This window comes from Streptomyces capoamus, from assembly GCF_014654935.1.
GTDB lineage: Bacteria > Actinomycetota > Actinomycetes > Streptomycetales > Streptomycetaceae > Streptomyces > Streptomyces capoamus.
This window is the reverse complement of the sequence record NZ_BNBF01000021.1, coordinates 993-17,941: the sequence shown is the minus strand read 5'-3', so window position 1 is coordinate 17,941 and position 16,949 is coordinate 993. Positions and strand designations below refer to the sequence as shown.

General features: G+C 71.7%; 19 protein-coding genes. 12 read left to right on the top strand and 7 right to left on the bottom strand.

Annotated elements, in window-relative coordinates:
- Positions 1–34: 34 nt before the first annotated feature.
- Positions 35–385 (top strand): hypothetical protein, encoded by a 351-nt coding sequence (locus IE312_RS28220; RefSeq protein ID WP_189985124.1) that lies wholly within the window; start codon positions 35–37, stop codon positions 383–385.
- On the opposite strand, the gene IE312_RS28215 is transcribed toward IE312_RS28220, so the two are convergent.
- Positions 363–1,055: a FadR/GntR family transcriptional regulator gene (locus tag IE312_RS28215; RefSeq protein ID WP_189985123.1), complete on the bottom strand. Its 693-nt coding sequence runs from the start codon at positions 1,053–1,055 to the stop codon at positions 363–365. The genes IE312_RS28220 and IE312_RS28215 overlap by 23 nt on opposite strands.
- Before the next feature lie 81 nt (positions 1,056–1,136).
- Between IE312_RS28215 and IE312_RS28210 the strand changes: the two genes are divergently transcribed.
- The 4 genes from IE312_RS28210 (at position 1,137) to IE312_RS28200 (ending at position 3,636) form a co-directional block, all read left to right on the top strand.
- Positions 1,137–2,483 (top strand): CynX/NimT family MFS transporter, encoded by a 1,347-nt coding sequence (locus IE312_RS28210; protein WP_189985122.1) that lies wholly within the window; start codon positions 1,137–1,139, stop codon positions 2,481–2,483.
- Between the two features lie 57 nt (positions 2,484–2,540).
- A complete protein-coding gene (locus IE312_RS43845) occupies positions 2,541–2,660 on the top strand; it encodes an SGM_5486 family transporter-associated protein (protein WP_268254361.1) in 120 nt (39 codons plus the stop codon).
- Between the two features lie 172 nt (positions 2,661–2,832).
- Entirely contained in the window at positions 2,833–3,039 is a 207-nt protein-coding gene (locus IE312_RS28205; RefSeq protein WP_189985121.1) for a hypothetical protein, read from the top strand.
- Positions 3,040–3,117: 78 nt separating this feature from the next.
- Complete coding sequence (locus IE312_RS28200; protein WP_189985120.1) at positions 3,118–3,636, top strand: SixA phosphatase family protein; 519 nt, start codon at positions 3,118–3,120, stop codon at positions 3,634–3,636.
- A 106-nt stretch (positions 3,637–3,742) separates the two neighbouring features.
- Here the strand turns inward: IE312_RS28200 and serB are convergent, their stop codons facing one another.
- Positions 3,743–4,966: a phosphoserine phosphatase SerB gene (gene serB, locus IE312_RS28195; RefSeq protein ID WP_189985119.1), complete on the bottom strand. Its 1,224-nt coding sequence runs from the start codon at positions 4,964–4,966 to the stop codon at positions 3,743–3,745.
- 251 nt (positions 4,967–5,217) lie between these two features.
- On the opposite strand from serB, the gene IE312_RS28190 reads away from it, so the two are divergent.
- Positions 5,218–7,827, top strand: coding sequence for an ABC transporter ATP-binding protein/permease (locus IE312_RS28190; protein ID WP_189985242.1), 2,610 nt, complete (start codon positions 5,218–5,220; stop codon positions 7,825–7,827).
- A 98-nt stretch (positions 7,828–7,925) separates the two neighbouring features.
- Here IE312_RS28190 and IE312_RS28185 read toward each other — a convergent pair whose 3' ends face one another.
- On the bottom strand, positions 7,926–8,687 hold the full coding sequence (locus IE312_RS28185; protein WP_189985118.1) for a transglycosylase SLT domain-containing protein: 762 nt from the start codon (positions 8,685–8,687) through the stop codon (positions 7,926–7,928).
- Positions 8,688–9,115: 428 nt separating this feature from the next.
- Here IE312_RS28185 and IE312_RS28180 point away from each other — a divergent pair, with 428 nt between their 5' ends.
- From IE312_RS28180 to IE312_RS28170, 3 genes are all read left to right on the top strand, one after another.
- Positions 9,116–10,261, top strand: a complete 1,146-nt coding sequence (locus IE312_RS28180; protein WP_189985117.1) for a GAF domain-containing sensor histidine kinase — start codon at positions 9,116–9,118, stop codon at positions 10,259–10,261.
- A complete protein-coding gene (locus tag IE312_RS28175) occupies positions 10,254–10,895 on the top strand; it encodes a response regulator (protein WP_189985116.1) in 642 nt (213 codons plus the stop codon). Before IE312_RS28180 ends, IE312_RS28175 begins: the two co-directional genes overlap by 8 nt.
- Before the next feature lie 167 nt (positions 10,896–11,062).
- A complete protein-coding gene (locus tag IE312_RS28170; RefSeq protein ID WP_189985241.1) occupies positions 11,063–11,308 on the top strand; it encodes a chaplin in 246 nt (81 codons plus the stop codon).
- Positions 11,309–11,380: 72 nt separating this feature from the next.
- Here the strand turns inward: IE312_RS28170 and IE312_RS28165 are convergent, their stop codons facing one another.
- A complete protein-coding gene (locus tag IE312_RS28165; RefSeq protein ID WP_189985115.1) occupies positions 11,381–12,169 on the bottom strand; it encodes an Rv1486c family protein in 789 nt (262 codons plus the stop codon).
- 151 nt (positions 12,170–12,320) lie between these two features.
- Between IE312_RS28165 and IE312_RS28160 the strand changes: the two genes are divergently transcribed.
- The 3 genes from IE312_RS28160 (at position 12,321) to IE312_RS28150 (ending at position 14,698) form a co-directional block, all read left to right on the top strand.
- On the top strand, positions 12,321–13,112 hold the full coding sequence (locus IE312_RS28160; protein ID WP_189985114.1) for an ABC transporter ATP-binding protein: 792 nt from the start codon (positions 12,321–12,323) through the stop codon (positions 13,110–13,112).
- 61 nt (positions 13,113–13,173) lie between these two features.
- Positions 13,174–13,605: an NfeD family protein gene (locus IE312_RS28155; protein ID WP_189985113.1), complete on the top strand. Its 432-nt coding sequence runs from the start codon at positions 13,174–13,176 to the stop codon at positions 13,603–13,605.
- Between the two features lie 124 nt (positions 13,606–13,729).
- Positions 13,730–14,698, top strand: a complete 969-nt coding sequence (locus tag IE312_RS28150) for an SPFH domain-containing protein (protein ID WP_189985112.1) — start codon at positions 13,730–13,732, stop codon at positions 14,696–14,698.
- A 72-nt stretch (positions 14,699–14,770) separates the two neighbouring features.
- Here the strand turns inward: IE312_RS28150 and IE312_RS28145 are convergent, their stop codons facing one another.
- The 3 genes from IE312_RS28145 to IE312_RS28135 form a co-directional block, all read right to left on the bottom strand.
- Complete coding sequence (locus IE312_RS28145; protein WP_189985111.1) at positions 14,771–15,277, bottom strand: HNH endonuclease; 507 nt, start codon at positions 15,275–15,277, stop codon at positions 14,771–14,773.
- Positions 15,278–15,445: 168 nt separating this feature from the next.
- Positions 15,446–15,985, bottom strand: a complete 540-nt coding sequence (locus tag IE312_RS28140; RefSeq protein WP_189985110.1) for a YbhB/YbcL family Raf kinase inhibitor-like protein — start codon at positions 15,983–15,985, stop codon at positions 15,446–15,448.
- Between the two features lie 45 nt (positions 15,986–16,030).
- Entirely contained in the window at positions 16,031–16,813 is a 783-nt protein-coding gene (locus tag IE312_RS28135) for a sporulation protein (RefSeq protein ID WP_030347107.1), read from the bottom strand.
- Between the last annotated feature and the right edge of the window lie 136 nt (positions 16,814–16,949).

The window sequence follows — 16,949 nt, the reverse complement described above, 5'->3', positions numbered from 1 at the left end:
CGTCCCTCCGCAGCCCGGCCGAGGAGGTCCCCTTGTGCGCCTGTCCCGCAGCCTGGCCCCGGTGACCGTGGCCCTCGCCGTCGTCCTCTCCCTGCCGTACGACGCGCTGTCCCACGCGCGCGTGAGCGACGGCAAGCCGCCCGCGCAGAGCCGGTTCGGCGCCTCCTGCCGTACGGCCGTCCGGGGCTCCCACGTGGTGGCCTACTGCCACAACCCCTACGTCGACACCGACCGGGTGCGGCTGCACATCGAGTGCGACCGCTGGTGGGACATCGACACCGACAGCGCCCCGGTGGACGCCGGGCCCGCCATGACCGTACGGCTCACCGGCCGCTGCTGGAAGGAGGTCCGCTCGGTCTGGATCAGCCACCAAAGGGCGCGGTGAACCGGCCCCGGTCGCACAGGAACGGATAGCTCGCGGCCTCCGCCGCGGCGGCCTGCGTGTCGCCCGCGCGGATCGCGTCGACCAGACGCGCGTGGTCCATGTGCGTCTCCGGCGTCAGCTCCGCCCCGACGTCGGCGCGCAGCCACTCCCGCAGCACCTCGCCGAGATCGGCGTACATCGCGGTCATCACGTCGTTGTGGGAGGCGGCCACCACGGCCAGGTGGAAGGTGGCGTCGGCCGTCACGAACGCCTCCGCGTCACCGGTCTCCCAGGCCTCCTCGCGCCGCCCCAGCAGCGTGTCCAGCTGCTTGAGGTCCTTCTCGGTGCGCCGTTCGGCGGCCAGCTTCGCCGCGGCCGACTCCAGCGTCGACCGCAGTTCGGCGATGTGCCGCGGATCGGCGCCGGCGAAGCGGCGGTGCATCACGCCGGCCAGCTCGCTGGTGGCCACGACGTACGTGCCCGAGCCCTGGCGGATGTCCAGCAGACCGTTGTGCGCGAGGGCGCGGACGGCCTCGCGGACGGTGTTGCGCGCGACACCGAGCTGCTCGACCAGTTCCGGCTCGGTCGGGATGCGGGAGCCGACCGGCCACTCGCCGGAGGTGATCTGCGTGCGCAGCGCGGCGATGACCTGCTCGGACAGCGCCGACCGGCGCGGGTGGCTCAAGGGCATGGCCCACCTTCGCACGACGGGCCCGGGCGCGGACTCCTCGGGCATGGACAACCAATCATCCCATGATTCTATGATGGGTCCATGGCTAGTGAGGAAACCCGCGCAGTGCCCACCCGTACGGCGACACCGCCCGCCGGAGGCGGTACGTCCGGCGTGCCGCGCCCGCAGGAGACGGAACCCGGCGCGCACCGCCCGCGCGCGTGGGCGATGCGCCTGGTCGTCGTCGGCATCGTGCTCTCCGCGCTGAACCTCCGCCCGGCCATCACCAGCCTCGGCGCCCTCCTGGAGGAGGTCCGCGACGGGCTCGGCATGAGCGGCGGCGTGGCCGGCCTGCTCACCTCCGTCCCCCCGCTGTGCTTCGCCGTCTTCGGCGTGGCGGCGCCCCGCCTGGCCCGCCGCTTCGGGCCGGCCGCCGTGGTGTGCGCCGGCATGGCCGCCATCACCGCCGGCCTGCTCGTGCGGCCCTACGTCGGCGGCACGGCCGGATTCCTGGCCGCCAGCGCGCTCGCCCTGATGGGCATCGCCGTCAGCAACGTCCTGATGCCGGTCATCGTCAAGCGCTGCTTTCCCGACAAGGTCGGCTCCATGACCGGCCTGTACTCGATGGCCCTCGCCCTCGGCACCTCCGTCGCCGCCGCGGTGACCGTCCCGCTGACCGACGCCCTGGGCGGCGGCTGGCGAGACGGCCTCGCCGTGTGGGCCGCCCTGGCCGCCGCGGCCGTGCTGCCCTGGCTGCCGCTCGTCCGCCACCGCGGCACCGCCGGGCCCCGGGAGCCGGAGCGCGAGCGCGGGACGGCCCGCGAGACGGAACGCGAGCGCGGGGCGGCCCCGCAGCACGCGCCGCTGCGCATCACCCGCAGCCGCACCGCCTGGGCGCTCGCCGCCTTCTTCGGCCTCCAGGCCACCGCCGCCTACGTCACCATGGGCTGGATGCCGCAGATCTTCCGGGACGCCGGCGTCCCCGCGGGCACCGCGGGCGTGCTGCTCGCCGTCACCATGGTGATGGGCGTGCCGCTGGCCTTCGTCATCCCGCGGGTCGCCACCCGGCTGCCCCACCAGGGGCCGATCGTGCTCGTCCTGGGCGTCTGCGGCCTCGCCGGGTACGCCGGGCTGTACCTCGCCCCGGCCGGCGGCGCCTGGGCCTGGGCGCTGCTGCTGGGCGTGTCCAACTGCGCCTTCCCGCTCGCGCTGACCATGGTCGGCATGCGGGCCCGCAGCGGTCCGGGCGTGGCCCAGCTGTCCGCCTTCGCGCAGAGCACCGGCTATCTGATCTCCATCCCCGGCCCGCTGCTGGTCGGTGTGCTCTACCAGCGGAGCGGTGGCTGGGGGCTGCCGATCGCCCTCATGGCGACCCTCATGGTGCCGCAGATGGCGGTGGGCTTCCTGGCGGGCCGCGACCGCACGGTGGAGGACGAGGCGACACGCTGACCCGCCGGCGGGTGCCCCGGCGCCGCCGTGCGGCAGCCGGGGTGCGAGACTGGGCCCATGCAGCCTGTGCTCGACCCGAACCCGCGAAACGGCCAGAAGAAGCTGCTGCTCGTCTTCGGCTCGTTCCTCGCCATCTTCGTGATCATCGCCATCGTGGCGACCCTCGCGTCCCCCTGACGGCGGCCTTCCTCCCCGCGGGAGGTGGGGCGGGCCCCCCATCCCCTAGGGGGAAAGGCTCAGGGTCGACTGGGTGGAAGCCCGGATGGGCCGACGGCCCCGCATTCCGTAGTTTCGAGAGGTGACCGCACCCGGCGGTCCCGGATCCGCTCGAAGCCCCACGGAGGCGACCATGCCGACCCGCGTCCACTCCCGGCCCCACCCGGCCACCACGGGCGGCGTCGACAGCAGACTGCCCTGGTGGGCGCTCGCCCTGCCGGCCCTCGCGTTCCTCGTGCTGCTCGCCCTCGTCCTGGACCCCGCCGACGCCCACGCCGCCGGCGGCGACCCGGCGATAGCGCGCCTGCTGGAGCGCGCCCAGCAGTTCCTCGCGCGCTGACGGCAAGCGCCCCCACGCGGTGAACCCGCATGTCAACTCCCTGCGCCGGGTGGCCTGTTTCATGCGAAGCTGGGTGCCATGAGCGTCGCAGAACCCCGCAGGATCGTCCTCTTCCGGCATGCGAAAGCCGACTGGCCCCAGGTCCCCGACCACGAGCGCCCGCTCGCCGAGCGGGGCCGCACGGACGCCGCCGTCGCCGGACGCAAGCTGGCCGACACCGGCATCGCCTTCGACCTGGCCCTGTGCTCCACGGCGACCCGCACCCGCGAGACCTGGAAGCTCGCCGTGCACGAGCTGGCCCACCGGCCGAAAACCGTCTACGAGGAGCGGATCTACGAGGCCTCGCCCGGCGAGCTGATCGCCGTGCTCAACGAGCTCCCGGACGAGGCGCGCCACGTCATCCTGATCGGCCACAACCCCGGCGTGCACGGCCTGGCCGACATTCTGGCGGCCTCGGCCGAGGACGACGTCCGCGAGCGGATGAACCGCCGGGGCTTCCCCGCCGCCGCCTTCGCCCTGCTGACCTTCGACGGCCCCTGGAAGAGCCTGGAGCCCGCCACGGCCAGGCTCACGGACTACTGGGCACCCGCCGACTGACCCGCCGACCGGCCCGCCGCCGCGACGGCCGCGCCGACGACGGCAGGGCCCGGCACCCGCACGGGTGCCGGGCCCTGCCGGTGGCCGGACGGGGTCCGGTCCCCGCTCAGTCCTCGTCGTGCATGTCGGCGGCCTCGACCTCTTCCCGGGTGATGCCCAGCAGGTAGAGGACCGTGTCGAGGAAGGGGAAGTTCACCGCCGTGTGCGCGGCCTCGCGCACCACCGGCTTGGCGTTGAAGGCCACACCCAGGCCGGCCGCGTTCAGCATGTCCAGGTCGTTGGCGCCGTCGCCGATCGCCACCGTCTGCGACAGCGGCACCCCGGCCTCCGCGGCGAACCGGCGCAGCAGACGCGCCTTGCCCGCCCGGTCCACGATCTCGCCGGTGACCTTGCCGGTCAGCTTCCCGTCGACGATCTCCAGGGTGTTGGCCTGCGCGAAGTCCAGGCCCAGCCGCTCCTTCAGATCGTCGGTGACCTGGGTGAATCCGCCGGAGACGACGCCCACTTGGTAGCCGAGGCGCTTGAGGGTACGGATCAGCGTGCGCGCGCCGGGGGTCAGCCGGACCTCCTCGCGCACCTTCTCCACCACCGACGCGTCCAGGCCCTCCAGCAGCGCCACCCGCGCGTGCAGCGACTGCTCGAAGTCCAGCTCCCCGCGCATCGCCGCGGCCGTCACCTCGGCGACCCGGTCCTCGCAGCCGGCGTGCGCGGCGAACAGCTCGATGACCTCGTCCTGGATCAGGGTCGAGTCCACATCCATGACGACCAGCCGCTGGGCACGCCGGTGCAGGCCCGCCGCGACCACCGCGATGTCGACACCCAGTGCCGCCGCGTCGGACACCAGGGCCGTGCGCAGGGACCCGGTCTCCACACCGGAGACGGCGAACTCCACCGCCGTCACCGGGTACTTGGCGAGCCGGAAGATACGGTCGATGTTGCCGCCCACCTTGGCGATCCGCGCGGCCACGGCGGCCGTCGACTCGGCGGTGAGGGGGTGGCCGAGCACGGTCACCAGCGAGCGCCCCAGACCGCGGGGACGGTTGTCGCCGTGCCCGGAGATGATCTCCGCCTGCATCTTCTGCGACTCGGCCCAGCTGTGCACGGTGGCCCTGAGATCCCCCTCCAGGCCGGCCGGCGGCTGCGTGATCAGCGCGCACAGCACCAGGCGGCCCCGGGTGACGACCTGCTCGATGTCGACCACGTCGACGAGGTAGGCGGCAAGGGTGTCGAACAGCCCGGCCGTGATGCCCGGCCTGTCCTTGCCGAAGATCTTGACGAGGAGGGTGGGGACCTCGGAGGTCTGCGAAGCGGAGGTCTGCGAAGCGCTCATGGTGTCACCACCGTATCCGGCACCCAGTGCCTCCCGCCGCCGAGGTCCGCCTGACGGACACGGAGCCGGCCGGCCCCACCACGAGGGTCCCACGGGTCGCTCCCGACGGCAGGTCCGGGGAGCCGGCTCCGCTGCGGCGAGGGCCGGGTTTCGGTCAGGGGGCCGAGCCTGAAATAGTTCCCCACGATGTTCGACATCCCTAGACTCCCCGCGACGGGGGCAATTCGGGGGACAACTCAGTGGGGCATGGAGTGCCGGAACTCGTACTCGAAACACACGGACGTACCTGGACACTTGATCCGTCCAGGGCATACATCCTCGGACGCGATCCGCAGGGGGACATCGTCTTCGACGACGCCAGGGTCTCCTGGCGGCACGCCACGGTCAGCTTCGACGGCCGCAGTTGGGTCATCGAGGACCATGGCAGCACCAACGGCACGTACGTGCAGGGCCGGCGGATCCAGCGCATGGAGCTGGGCCCCGGCTCGTCGCTGCACCTCGGCAACGCGACCGACGGACCGCGGCTGAACCTGTCCGCGGCCACCGCGCCGGTCGGCGGCCCGGCCCAGCAGCCGCAGACGGCGGCCCCGTACGCGGCCCAGGGCACCGGCGCGCCGGAGTGGGCGCAACAGCTCCCGCAGCAGGCGCCGGCGCATCAGCAGGCCGTGCCGCAGCAGGCCGCGCCGCACCAGGCCGTGCCGCACCAGGCACCCGCGCACCAGCAGGCGCCGCAGCCGGACTGGCAGCAGCAGCCGGGGTTCCCGCAGCAGCAGGCCGGCGCGGCCGAGCCGTACGCGCAGACGCCCGGGGGCGGCGCCGGGGTGCCGCCGGTGCACGGCGACCGCAGCCCGACGACGTTCCACCAGTTCGGGCTCGACCGTGTCATGCGCATCGGCCGTGCCCTGGAGAACGACCTGGTCGTCTCCGACCTCCAGGTCTCCCGCAATCACGCCGAGTTCCACGCCACGCCCGACGGCCGCTTCGAGATCCGCGACCTCGGCTCGCACAACGGCACGTACGTCAACGGCCAGCCGATCGCCAAGGGCGGCTCGGCGCTGCTCGGCCCGAGCGACATCGTCGGCGTCGGCCACTCCACGTTCCGGATCGTCGGCGACCGCCTCGAGGAGTTCGTCGACACCGGTGAGGTCTCCTTCTCCGCCCGCCACCTGACCGTCACGGTCGACGGCGGCAAGCAGATCCTGAAGGACGTCTCCTTCGGCGTACCCGAGAAGTCGCTGGTCGCCGTGATCGGACCGTCCGGTTCCGGCAAGTCGACCCTGCTCAAGGCGCTCACCGGCTACCGGCCCGCCAACCAGGGCGAGGTCCTGTACGACAACCGGAACCTGTACAAGCAGTTCGCCGAGCTGCGCCAGCGCATCGGTCTGGTCCCGCAGGACGACATCCTGCACAAGGAGCTGACCGTCAAGAAGGCCCTGAAGTACGCGGCGAAGCTGCGCTTCCCCGCCGACACCACGGCGGCCGAGCGCGACGCCCGCATCGACGAGGTGCTGCGCGAGCTGAAGCTCGACATCCACAAGGACAAGAAGGTCACCTCGCTCTCCGGCGGCCAGCGCAAGCGCGTGTCGGTGGCCCTGGAGCTGCTGACCAAGCCGTCGCTGATCTTCCTGGACGAGCCGACCTCCGGTCTCGACCCGGGCATGGACCGCGACGTCATGCAGCTGCTGCGCGGCCTCGCCGACGACGGCCGTACGGTCCTCGTCGTCACCCACTCGGTGGCCGAGCTGGCGCTGTGCGACAAGCTGCTGGTGATGGCGCCGGGCGGCGCGGTCGCCTACTTCGGCCCGCCGGAGGAGGCCCTGAACTTCTTCGGCTACGACAGCTGGGCCGATGTCTTCTCCGCCTTCGAGAACTACCGCGACTACGACTGGGCGGGCCGCTGGAAGGGCTCGCAGCACTACCAGATGTACGCCGCGGACGTGGACTCGGTCGCCCCGCAGGCGGTCCAGATGCCGCCGATGCAGGCGATCAGGCCGCCCAAGCCGCAGAGCTGGCTCTCCCAGTTCGTCACCCTGGTGCGGCGCTACGTGTCGGTCATCGCCTCCGACCGGGGCTTCCTGGCCCTGATGGTGCTGCTGCCGGCCGTCATCGGCTCGGTCAGCCTGCTGATCCACCCGGACCGCGGCCTGCTGCCCAACGGCCCCAACCCGCAGACCGGCCAGATCGTGCCCAACGGCACGGCCACCACCGTGCTGCTGATCCTGGCCGTCGGCGCCTGCTTCGCCGGTGCCGCCAACTCCGTCCGCGAGCTGATCAAGGAACGGGTGATCTACGAGCGGGAGCGCGCCACGGGCCTGTCCCGGTCGGCGTACCTGATGTCGAAGGTGGTCGTGCTCGGCGTGATCACCGGCTTCCAGGGACTGCTCGTCGGCGTCATCGGTTTCGGCAGGCGCGAGATCCCGGAGAAGGGCCTGGTCCTCGGGCACGCCACCCTGCTGGAGCTGTCCCTGCCGATCATGGGGCTCGGTTTCGCGGCGATGATGTTCGGCCTGATCATCTCCTCGCTGGTGAAGACCGCCGAGAAGACCATGCCGCTGCTGGTCATGTTCGCGATCATCCAGGTCGTCTTCACCGGCTGCCTGTTCGCCCTGCACGGCACGGTCGGCGTCAACGAGTTCTCGTACCTGATGCCGTCCCGCTGGGCGGTCGCCGCGTCCGGCGCCACGCTGGACTTCAACCGGATCAGCCCGCCGGAGACCGCCGGCGACGACGACCCGCTGTGGAACCACACGGTGGGTGCCTGGGCCGGGGACATGATCGCGCTGATCGCGCTCGGTGTGCTCTGCGGCTTCTTCGTGGCCCGCTTCCTGCGCCGCCACGAGCCGGAGGTCATGCGCAAGTGATCGGTGCCGGCACCGCGCCGGTACGACGCCGAAGGGCGGCGCCCCGAGATGGGGTGCCGCCCTTCGGCGTTACGTCGCAGAGGTCCCGCGCCAGGGCCTCAGTACGCGCTGTTGACGTTGTCGATGGAGCCGTACCGGTGGGCCGCGTAGTTGGCGGCGGCGGTGATGTTCGCGACTGGGTCGTAGATGTTCCAGGAGGTGCCCGTCACGTGGTAGGCCTGGAAGGTCGGCGGGATGACCTGCAGCAGGCCCTTGGACGGGATGCCGTTGATGGCGTTGATGTCCCAGTTGTTGATGGCCAGGGGGTTGCCGGAGGACTCCCGCATGATGTTGCGGTGCAGGCCGCTGTAGCTGCCCGGGATGTTCTTGGACTTCATGATGTCCAGGGCCTGGCGGATCCAGCCGTCGAGGTTGTTGGCGTACGTCTTCGCGGCGACGGTCTGCATCTGCGGGCGCACGACGGAGCGGCCGGCGGCGGCCTGGGCGGCGTGCTGCTGCGCGGCCTTCTTCGCGGCGGCGTCGGCGGCGGCCTTCTTCGCGGCGGCCTGGGCGGCCAGCTTGGCGGCGGCCTGCCGCGCGGCGGCGGCGTCGGCGGCCTTCTTCTGCGACGCGAAGGTGTCGAGCTTGACGGTGTCGGCGGCGAGCTGGTCGGTGACCGTGCCCTTGACGTTGTGCAGGACGGTGCCGGTGGCGACCTGGGAGGCCGCGGCGGGGGCACCGGTGGTGACCGTGTCGGCGCTGCTCGGGACGGCCGACAGGGCCAGGGCGGCGGTGCCGAGGGCGGCGACGCCGGCGACGGCGACCTTGCGCCGGTTGGTCAGCGCACGACTATGAGCTCGGGTGAAAAAGTTCTTGGGCATGGCTGATGGACCTCTTCGGATAGCGCGGAGGTCGCTCGTGCGTCCGCCGGGAGAATCTGCTCGTCCCGCACGAACGCCGCGGGACCGAAACCCGCGGCGCCGAGCGACGGAAGCAATTCTTAGCGGGCGCAAAATGCGCAGGCAACGATGTGACGTACGAAGCGGGATAGTGGATCAGGGAAGGGCAAAATAGGACAGATAGGGCCGTCGATCCCGTTCATGCGGGGCGGTTTATCTCCTATGCCCGGTCGTACGTGATGCAGGCCCTATGCGCGGCATCACACGGCACATCGGGCCGTCTCACTCTCCGTTGCCATCGCAACGCTCTGCGTGAGCCCTCTCCGACGCCCGCCCTAGGACCAGCGGACCGGGGCGAGGCCGTCGCGCGGCCGATCCACGGTGTCACGGCCCGCCGGTACCGTGAGGACATGAGTCAAGGCCCCCGGTCCGGCCTCGCCGCGGTGAGCTCCGCGCTGCTGGCCATGAGCAGGCACCTGGAGGTGCGCGACGTCCTCAAGACGATCGTCGCCTCCGCCCGCGACCTGCTCGACGCGCAGTACGCCGCCCTGGGCGTCCCCGACGACCACGGCGGCTTCGCCCAGTTCGTCGTGGACGGCGTCGGTGAGGAGCAGTGGCGCGCGATCGGCCCTCTCCCGCGTCAGCACGGCATCCTCGCCGCGATGCTCCGCGAGGCGAAGGTCGAGCGCCTCGCCGACGTGCGCAAGGACCCCCGCTTCGAGGGGTGGCCGGGCGCCCACCCCGACCTGGCCGACTTCCTGGGCCTGCCGGTCAAGGACGGCGAGGAGGTCATCGGGGCGCTCTTCCTCGCGAACAAGCGCTGCGCCAAACCGGAGGGGGGCTGCGGCTTCACCGAGGACGACGAGGAACTGCTCTCCATCCTCGCCCAGCACGCCGCGATCGCCCTCACCAACGCCCGCCTCTACGAGCGCAGCCGTGAACTGACCATCGCGGAGGAACGCTCCCGCCTCGCCCACGAGCTGCACGACGCGGTCAGCCAGAAGCTGTTCTCGCTGCGCCTGACCGCCCAGGCGGCAGCCGCGCTCGTCGACCGCGACCCCGCCCGCGCCAAGGGCGAACTGCACCAGGTCGCCCTGCTCGCCGCCGAGGCCGCCGACGAACTGCGCGCCGCCGTGGTGGAGCTGCGCCCCGCCGCGCTGGATGAGGACGGCCTGATCGCCACCCTGCGCACCCAGACCCAGGTCCTCGACCGCGCCCACACCGCGCGCGTGACGTTCACCGCCAACGGCTTCCGCGCCCTGCCGGCCGCCCAGGAGGAGGCCCTGCTCAGGGTCGCCCAGGAGGCACTGCACAACGCCCTGCGCCACTCCGGCGCCGACCGGGTCGACGTGAGCCTCGGGCGGCGCGGCCACGGAGCGGTCCTGTGCGTCACCGACAACGGCAGCGGTTTCGACCCCACGGCCGTCCGCAGCGCCGGGCGCCACCTCGGCCTGGTCTCGATGCGGGACCGGGCGAGCGGGGTCGGCGGCACACTGACCGTGGAATCGGCGCCCGGCAAGGGCACCACGATCGAGATGGAGGTCCCCGGTGGGTGAGCCGATCAAGGTGCTGCTGGTCGACGACCACCAGGTCGTCCGCCGGGGCCTGCGCACCTTCCTGGAGGTGCAGGACGACATCGTCGTCGTCGGCGAGGCCGCGGACGGCGCCGAGGGGGTCGCGCGCGCCGAGGAGCTGCGCCCGGACGTCGTGCTCATGGACATCAAGATGCCGGGCGTGGACGGCATCGACGCCCTGCGCAGGCTGCGCGAACTCGACAACCCCGCGCGCGTGCTGATCGTCACCAGCTTCACCGAGCAGCGCACGGTCGTCCCGGCCCTGCGCGCGGGCGCCGCCGGGTACGTCTACAAGGACGTGGACCCCGACGCCCTCGCCGGCGCCATCCGCTCCGTGCACGCCGGGCACATCCTGCTCCAGCCGGAGGTCGCCGGCGCCCTGCTCTCCCAGGAGGAGGGCACCACCGGGCAGGGCAGGGGGAACTCGCTCACCGAGCGGGAGCGCGAGGTGCTCGGCCTGATCGCCGACGGCCGCTCCAACCGGGAGATAGCCCGCGCCCTCGTCCTGTCCGAGAAGACCGTCAAGACGCACGTCTCCAACATCCTGATGAAACTCGACCTCGCCGACCGCACCCAGGCCGCGCTGTGGGCCGTACGCCACGGCGTGTCCGGCTGAGGCACGGCCGACGCCTCACCCGCGGCAACACGGAGCGTCACGGCCCGGACCGACCTTCATACTCTCGTGGGAATGTCACCCGGACGGCGCACCCTCCCGGTGGTCCCGTCCGTTCTCCCTGCGTGCCGCGGTGATCACCGCGGCAGAACGTCCAGGAGGGGATGACAGTGCAGAACCTGAAGAAGGCAGCGGCCGTGACCATGGCGGCCGGTGGTCTGGTGGCCGCCGGGGCCGGCCTGGCCTCCGCCCACGGCGGTGCCCACGCGGCCGCCGGGGCCGCCGGCTCCCCGGGCGTCGCCTCGGGCAACGTCGCCCAGGTCCCGGTGCACGTGCCGGTCAACGCGGTCGGCAACAGCGTGAACGTCATCGGCGTGCTGAACCCGGCCTTCGGCAACCTCGGCCTCAACCACTGAAGCCCGGCCGGCGACCCCAGGCCTCCCGGAACCACCGGGAGGCCTGTCGGCTCGTCCGCCCCCGGACACGGATCACCGTGCTCCGCGTTCCCGTTCCTCCACGAACGCGTTGTACGCCGCGACCTGTGCGCGCCGTGCCGTCCGCTCGACCGGCCGCAGCGCCTCGGCCCGCGCCCGCATCTCGGCGGAACTGACCGCGCCCCCGTGCCCGTGGTCGTACGCCAGCGACACCAGCAGAGCCACCCGCCGGGCCAGCTCCAGCACCCGTACCGCCCGCGGCGGATACCCCGGCGCCAGCACCTCACGTCCTCGCTCGGCCCGCGCCCGGTACGCGTCGATCGCCGCCTCCGCCACCGGACCCGCCCCGGCGACGTCCAGCTTCGACAGCACCTCGGTCGCCTCCCGCAGCCCCTCCGCCAGCTCCCGCTCGGCCTCGCCCAGCGACGGCACGTCGGCGGGCGGCGCCTGCCGCACCGGCAGCACGTGCCACACCACCTCGGCGTGCACGTCGCCCGCCGGCCCGGCCTCGTGCACCTCGGGCACCAGCCCGACCGCCGACCCGTGGCAGACCACCGCCTCCTCGGCCTCCAGTGCCCGCGCGTTGAACTCCGGCGGGCCGCTCAGCCCCAGCGGATGCCCCGGCGCGGGCAGCGCCACCCGTAGCCCGGCCACCCCCAGCGCGCGCAGCCGCCCCAGCGCGAGCGTGAGCCCGACCGGCGCGGACTCCCCGGGCAGCCCCTCCACCCGGTGCACCGCGTCCTCGCCCACGATGGCGAGTACGGCGTCGTCCGGAGAGACAAGTCCGGCCAAAAGGGCGTTTCCCCAAGCGGCGAGGCGTCCTGAACGCGGTTCCGAGAGCATGGCCCCACCCTAAGGACCGGACCGATGGAATGGAGCGGGGCACTCGTGGCGTAGATTTCATAAGGGCTGCGCCCACCGGCGCGGCGGACCCGAGCCACAGGCGTACGCGACAGCCGAGACCGGCCACACAGCAAGGGGAGACAACGCGCTCATGAGCGATGTTCTGGAGCTTCAGGACGTATCCGTGGTCCGCGAGGGCCGGGCTCTGGTCGACCAGGTCTCCTGGTCGGTGAAGGAGGGCGAGCGCTGGGTCATCCTGGGTCCGAACGGCGCCGGCAAGACCACCCTCCTCAACGTCGCCTCCAGCTACCTCTTCCCCAGCAAGGGCACCGCCACCATCCTCGGCGACACCCTCGGCAAGGTCGACGTCTTCGACCTGCGCCCCCGCATCGGCATGGCCGGCATCGCCATGGCGGACAAGCTCCCCAAGCGCCAGACCGTCCTGGAGACCGTGCTCACCGCCGCCTACGGCATGACCGCCCACTGGCAGGAGGAGTACGACGAGATCGACGAGCAGCGCGCCCGCGCCTTCCTCGACCGCCTCGGCATGAGCGACTACCTGGAGCGGAAGTTCGGCACCCTCTCCGAGGGCGAGCGCAAGCGCACCCTGATCGCCCGCGCCCTGATGACCGACCCGGAGCTGCTCCTCCTCGACGAGCCCGCCGCCGGCCTCGACCTCGGCGGACGCGAGGACCTGGTCCGCCGCCTCGGCCGGCTCGCCCGCGACCCGATCGCCCCCTCGATGATCATGGTCACGCACCACGTCGAGGAGATCGCCCCCGGCTTCACCCACGTCCTCATGATCCGCCAGGGCAAGGTCCTCGCCGCCGGCCCGATCGAGCTGGAACTCACCTCCCGCAACCTCTCGCTCTGCTTCGGCCTCCCGCTCGTCGTGGAGCAGGTCGGCGACCGCTGGACCGCCCACGGCCTGCCCCTGTCCTGACCCCGGCGCTCTCCCCTGCGCGCCCTGTCCGCCGCCCGACCCCCGGCCCTACCATGACCATGTGAACGACATCGACGCATGGGTGTGGTGGCTCGTCGGCGCGGCGGCGCTCGGAATCCCGCTCGTGGTCACCGCGATGCCGGAATTCGGCATGTTCGCGGTGGGAGCCGTCGCGGCGGCGGTCGTCTCCAGCCTCGGGTTCGACGCGGTCATCCAGGTCCTCACCTTCGTCGTCGTCTCCGTCGCCCTCATCGCCGTCGTCCGGCCCATCGCGGCCCGGCACGGCCGGCAGCGCCCCCAACTCGCCACCGGCATCGAGGCGTTGAAGGGCAGACAGGCCGTGGTGCTGGAACGGGTCGACGGCGCCGGCGGCCGTATCAAGCTCGCCGGAGAGGTCTGGTCGGCCCGTGCCCTCGACAACGGCCGCGCCTACGAAGTGGGCCAGGAGGTGGACGTGGTGGACATCGAGGGAGCCACCGCCATCGTCATCTGAGGACAACTCGCCGGGAACGACGCACGAGTAGCGCGACGGTCTGTCAGACTCGACCAGCAAGATCCTCAACAGTCATGAGATCTGCCGAAGGCGCCGAGGCGGAGAAGGGTACGGGGAACCGACGATGGAACCGGTCATCATCGTCCTGATCATCCTGGTGGTGTTGGTCTTCATCGCCCTGATCAAGACGATCCAAGTCATCCCACAGGCCAGCGCCGCCATCGTCGAGCGCTTCGGCCGCTACACGCGGACGCTGAACGCGGGCCTCAACATCGTGGTCCCGTTCATCGACACCATCCGCAACCGCATCGACCTGCGCGAACAGGTCGTACCGTTCCCGCCGCAGCCGGTGATCACCCAGGACAACCTGGTCGTGAACATCGACACGGTCATCTACTACCAGGTCACCGACGCCCGGGCCGCCACCTACGAGGTCGCCAGCTACATCCAGGCCATCGAGCAGCTGACGGTCACCACGCTGCGCAACATCATCGGCGGCATGGACCTCGAACGGACCCTGACCTCCCGCGAGGAGATCAACGCGGCCCTGCGCGGTGTGCTCGACGAGGCCACCGGCAAGTGGGGCATCCGCGTCAACCGCGTGGAACTGAAGGCCATCGAGCCCCCGACCTCCATCCAGGACTCGATGGAGAAGCAGATGCGCGCCGACCGTGACAAGCGCGCCGCGATCCTCACCGCGGAAGGCACGCGCCAGGCCGCCATCCTCACCGCGGAGGGCGAGAAGCAGTCCCAGATCCTGCGCGCCGAGGGCGAGGCGAAGGCCGCGGCCCTGCGCGCCGAGGGCGAGGCCCAGGCGGTCCGCACGGTCTTCGAGGCCATCCACGCCGGCGACCCCGACCAGAAGCTGCTGTCCTACCAGTACCTCCAGATGCTCCCCAAGATCGCCGAGGGCGACGCCAACAAGCTCTGGATCGTCCCCAGCGAGATCGGCGACGCCCTCAAGGGCCTGTCCGGCGCGATGGGCAACTTCGGCCCGCTGGGCGGAGGTTCGGGCAACGGCGGCACCGACCGCGGGCCGGGCAACGGCAACTCGTCCGGCACGGACCGCCGTGAGAAGCCGTTGATCGACTGACGGTTCCTCAGGACACAGGTTCCCCGCGTCCCGTCAGGGGCGCGGGGAACCTGCGTGAGAACCGGCGGAGGACTAGGCGGCGTCCCGGGCGAGCCACTCGGGAAGCGCCCCCAACTCCTCGGCGCCCAGGGCCAGCAGCATCGCGTCCGCCGGCGTCGGCTCGAACGGCTCCCTGAGCAGCGCCATCCCGGCCTCCTCCGGAGTCCGGTTCGCCTTGCGGTGGTTGTCCTCCGCGCACGCGGCCACCGTGTTCAGCCAGGTGTCCTGGCCACCCTGGGACCTCGGCAGCACGTGGTCCACCGTCGTCGCCCGGCGCCCGCAGTACGCGCACCGGTGCCGGTCCCGGACCAGCACCCCCCGCCGCGACCACGGGGCCTGTCTTCGGAACGGCACCCGTACGTACCGGCACAGCCTGATCACCCGGGGCGCGGGAATGTCCACCTGCGCGCCCCGCAGGCGCAGTTCGGGATGGGCCTGCTCGACCACGGCCTTGTCCTGCAGGACCAGGACCACGGCTCGGTTCAGGGTCACCGTCGACAGCGGTTCGAAACTCGCGTTCAGGACCAACGTGTCACGCATCCAGCCCACCTCCCGTGTGCACCTGCCCGCCCCCCGGCGGGCCCGGACCAACTCTGGACGGGCGCGCCGGGATGGACAACGCAATAAAAAATGCCCGCCTCCGATCACTACCAAGACCGGAGGCGGGCAAACGTTCCATGAACGCCCGGCGGAAACCGTGGGCCGGAGTCAGTCCTGCCCGGGGTTCTCGTACTCACCGATGAGCTGGGCGCGCGCCAGCGTGTGGAACCGCAGGTTGAAGCCGACGACGGCCGGAGAGGCGTCCGCGTCCGGGCCCAGCTTCTCCTGGTCCACGGCGTACACCGTGAAGACGTACCGGTGCGGACCGTCCCCGGGCGGCGGCGCGGCACCGCCGAAGTCCTTCGTCCCGTAGTCGTTCCGCGCGTGCACGGCGCCCGCGGGAAGCCCCTCGAACTTCCCGCCGCCCGCCCCCGCCGGCAGCTCCGTCACCGAGGCCGGGATGTCGAACAGAACCCAGTGCCAGAACCCGCTGCCGGTCGGCGCGTCGGGGTCGTAGCAGGTCACGGCGAAGCTCTTGGTCTCCGACGGGAAGCCCTCCCAGCGCAGCTGCGGCGAGGTGTTGCCCTCCGACTGCACCTGGGCGCCCTTCAGCGTCGCACCCTCCTCGATGTCCTCGCTCGTCACCGTGAACGACGGCACGGGCGGGTGGAAATCGTGGGGGAGCGGCCGCCGCTTGAGCTCGGTCACCTCGGTACCTCCTGATCGATGATCTGGAACCAACGGTTCCCGAGCCTAGAACCAGTTGCGCTTGCTGCCGACCTCGGACAGCCACTGGTTGAGGTAAGCCGCCCAGTCGGTCCCCTGCCAGTCGTTCAGACCCACCTGGAAGGACCGGAAGGTGTCCGAGCCCTCGCTGAACAGACCCGGCTTCTTGTCCATCTCCAGGACGACGTCCATCGCGTGCTCGTCGGCCACGAAGCTCAGCTCGACCTGGTTCAGACCCCGGTACTGCGACGGCGGGAAGAACTCGATCTCCTGGTAGAACGGCAGCCGCTGCCGCGTGCCGCGGATGTGACCGCGCTCCATGTCCGCGCTCTTGAAGCGGAAGCCCAGCTGGATGAAGGCGTCCAGGATCGCCTTCTGCGCCGGCAGCGGGTGCACGTTGATCGGGTCCAGGTCGCCGGAGTCCACGGCCCGCGCGATCGCCAGCTCCGTGGTCACGCCGATGTTCATGCCCCGCAGCGCCTGCCCGTCGATCATGGTGACCGGCGTCTCCCAGGGGATCTCCAGCCCGAACGGCACCGCGTGCACCGCCCCGGCCTGCAGCTCGAAGGCACCGCCGAGCTGCACCTTGGTGAACTCGATGTCCTGCTTGTACTCCTGGTCGCCGCTCTCCACCTCGACCTTGGCCTGCAGGCCGACGGACAGGCCCTCGATGGCCTGGTTGACGGAACCGCCCTGGATCCGCACCTCGCCCTGGACGACACCGCCCGGTACGACGTTGACCTCGGTCAGCACCGTCTCGACCGACGCCCCGCCGGCCCCCAGGCTCGCGAGCAGCTTCTTGAACGCCATGACTCTCCCTTTGCGAATGGACCCTCGACCCGTACCAACGCGATCCGCCGACGCCCGGTTCCGCGGGCGCCGTGCCCCGTCTGGACTACCCTCGGAGGGCATGATCGCGCTCCCGGACCGTACGCCACTGCCCCGA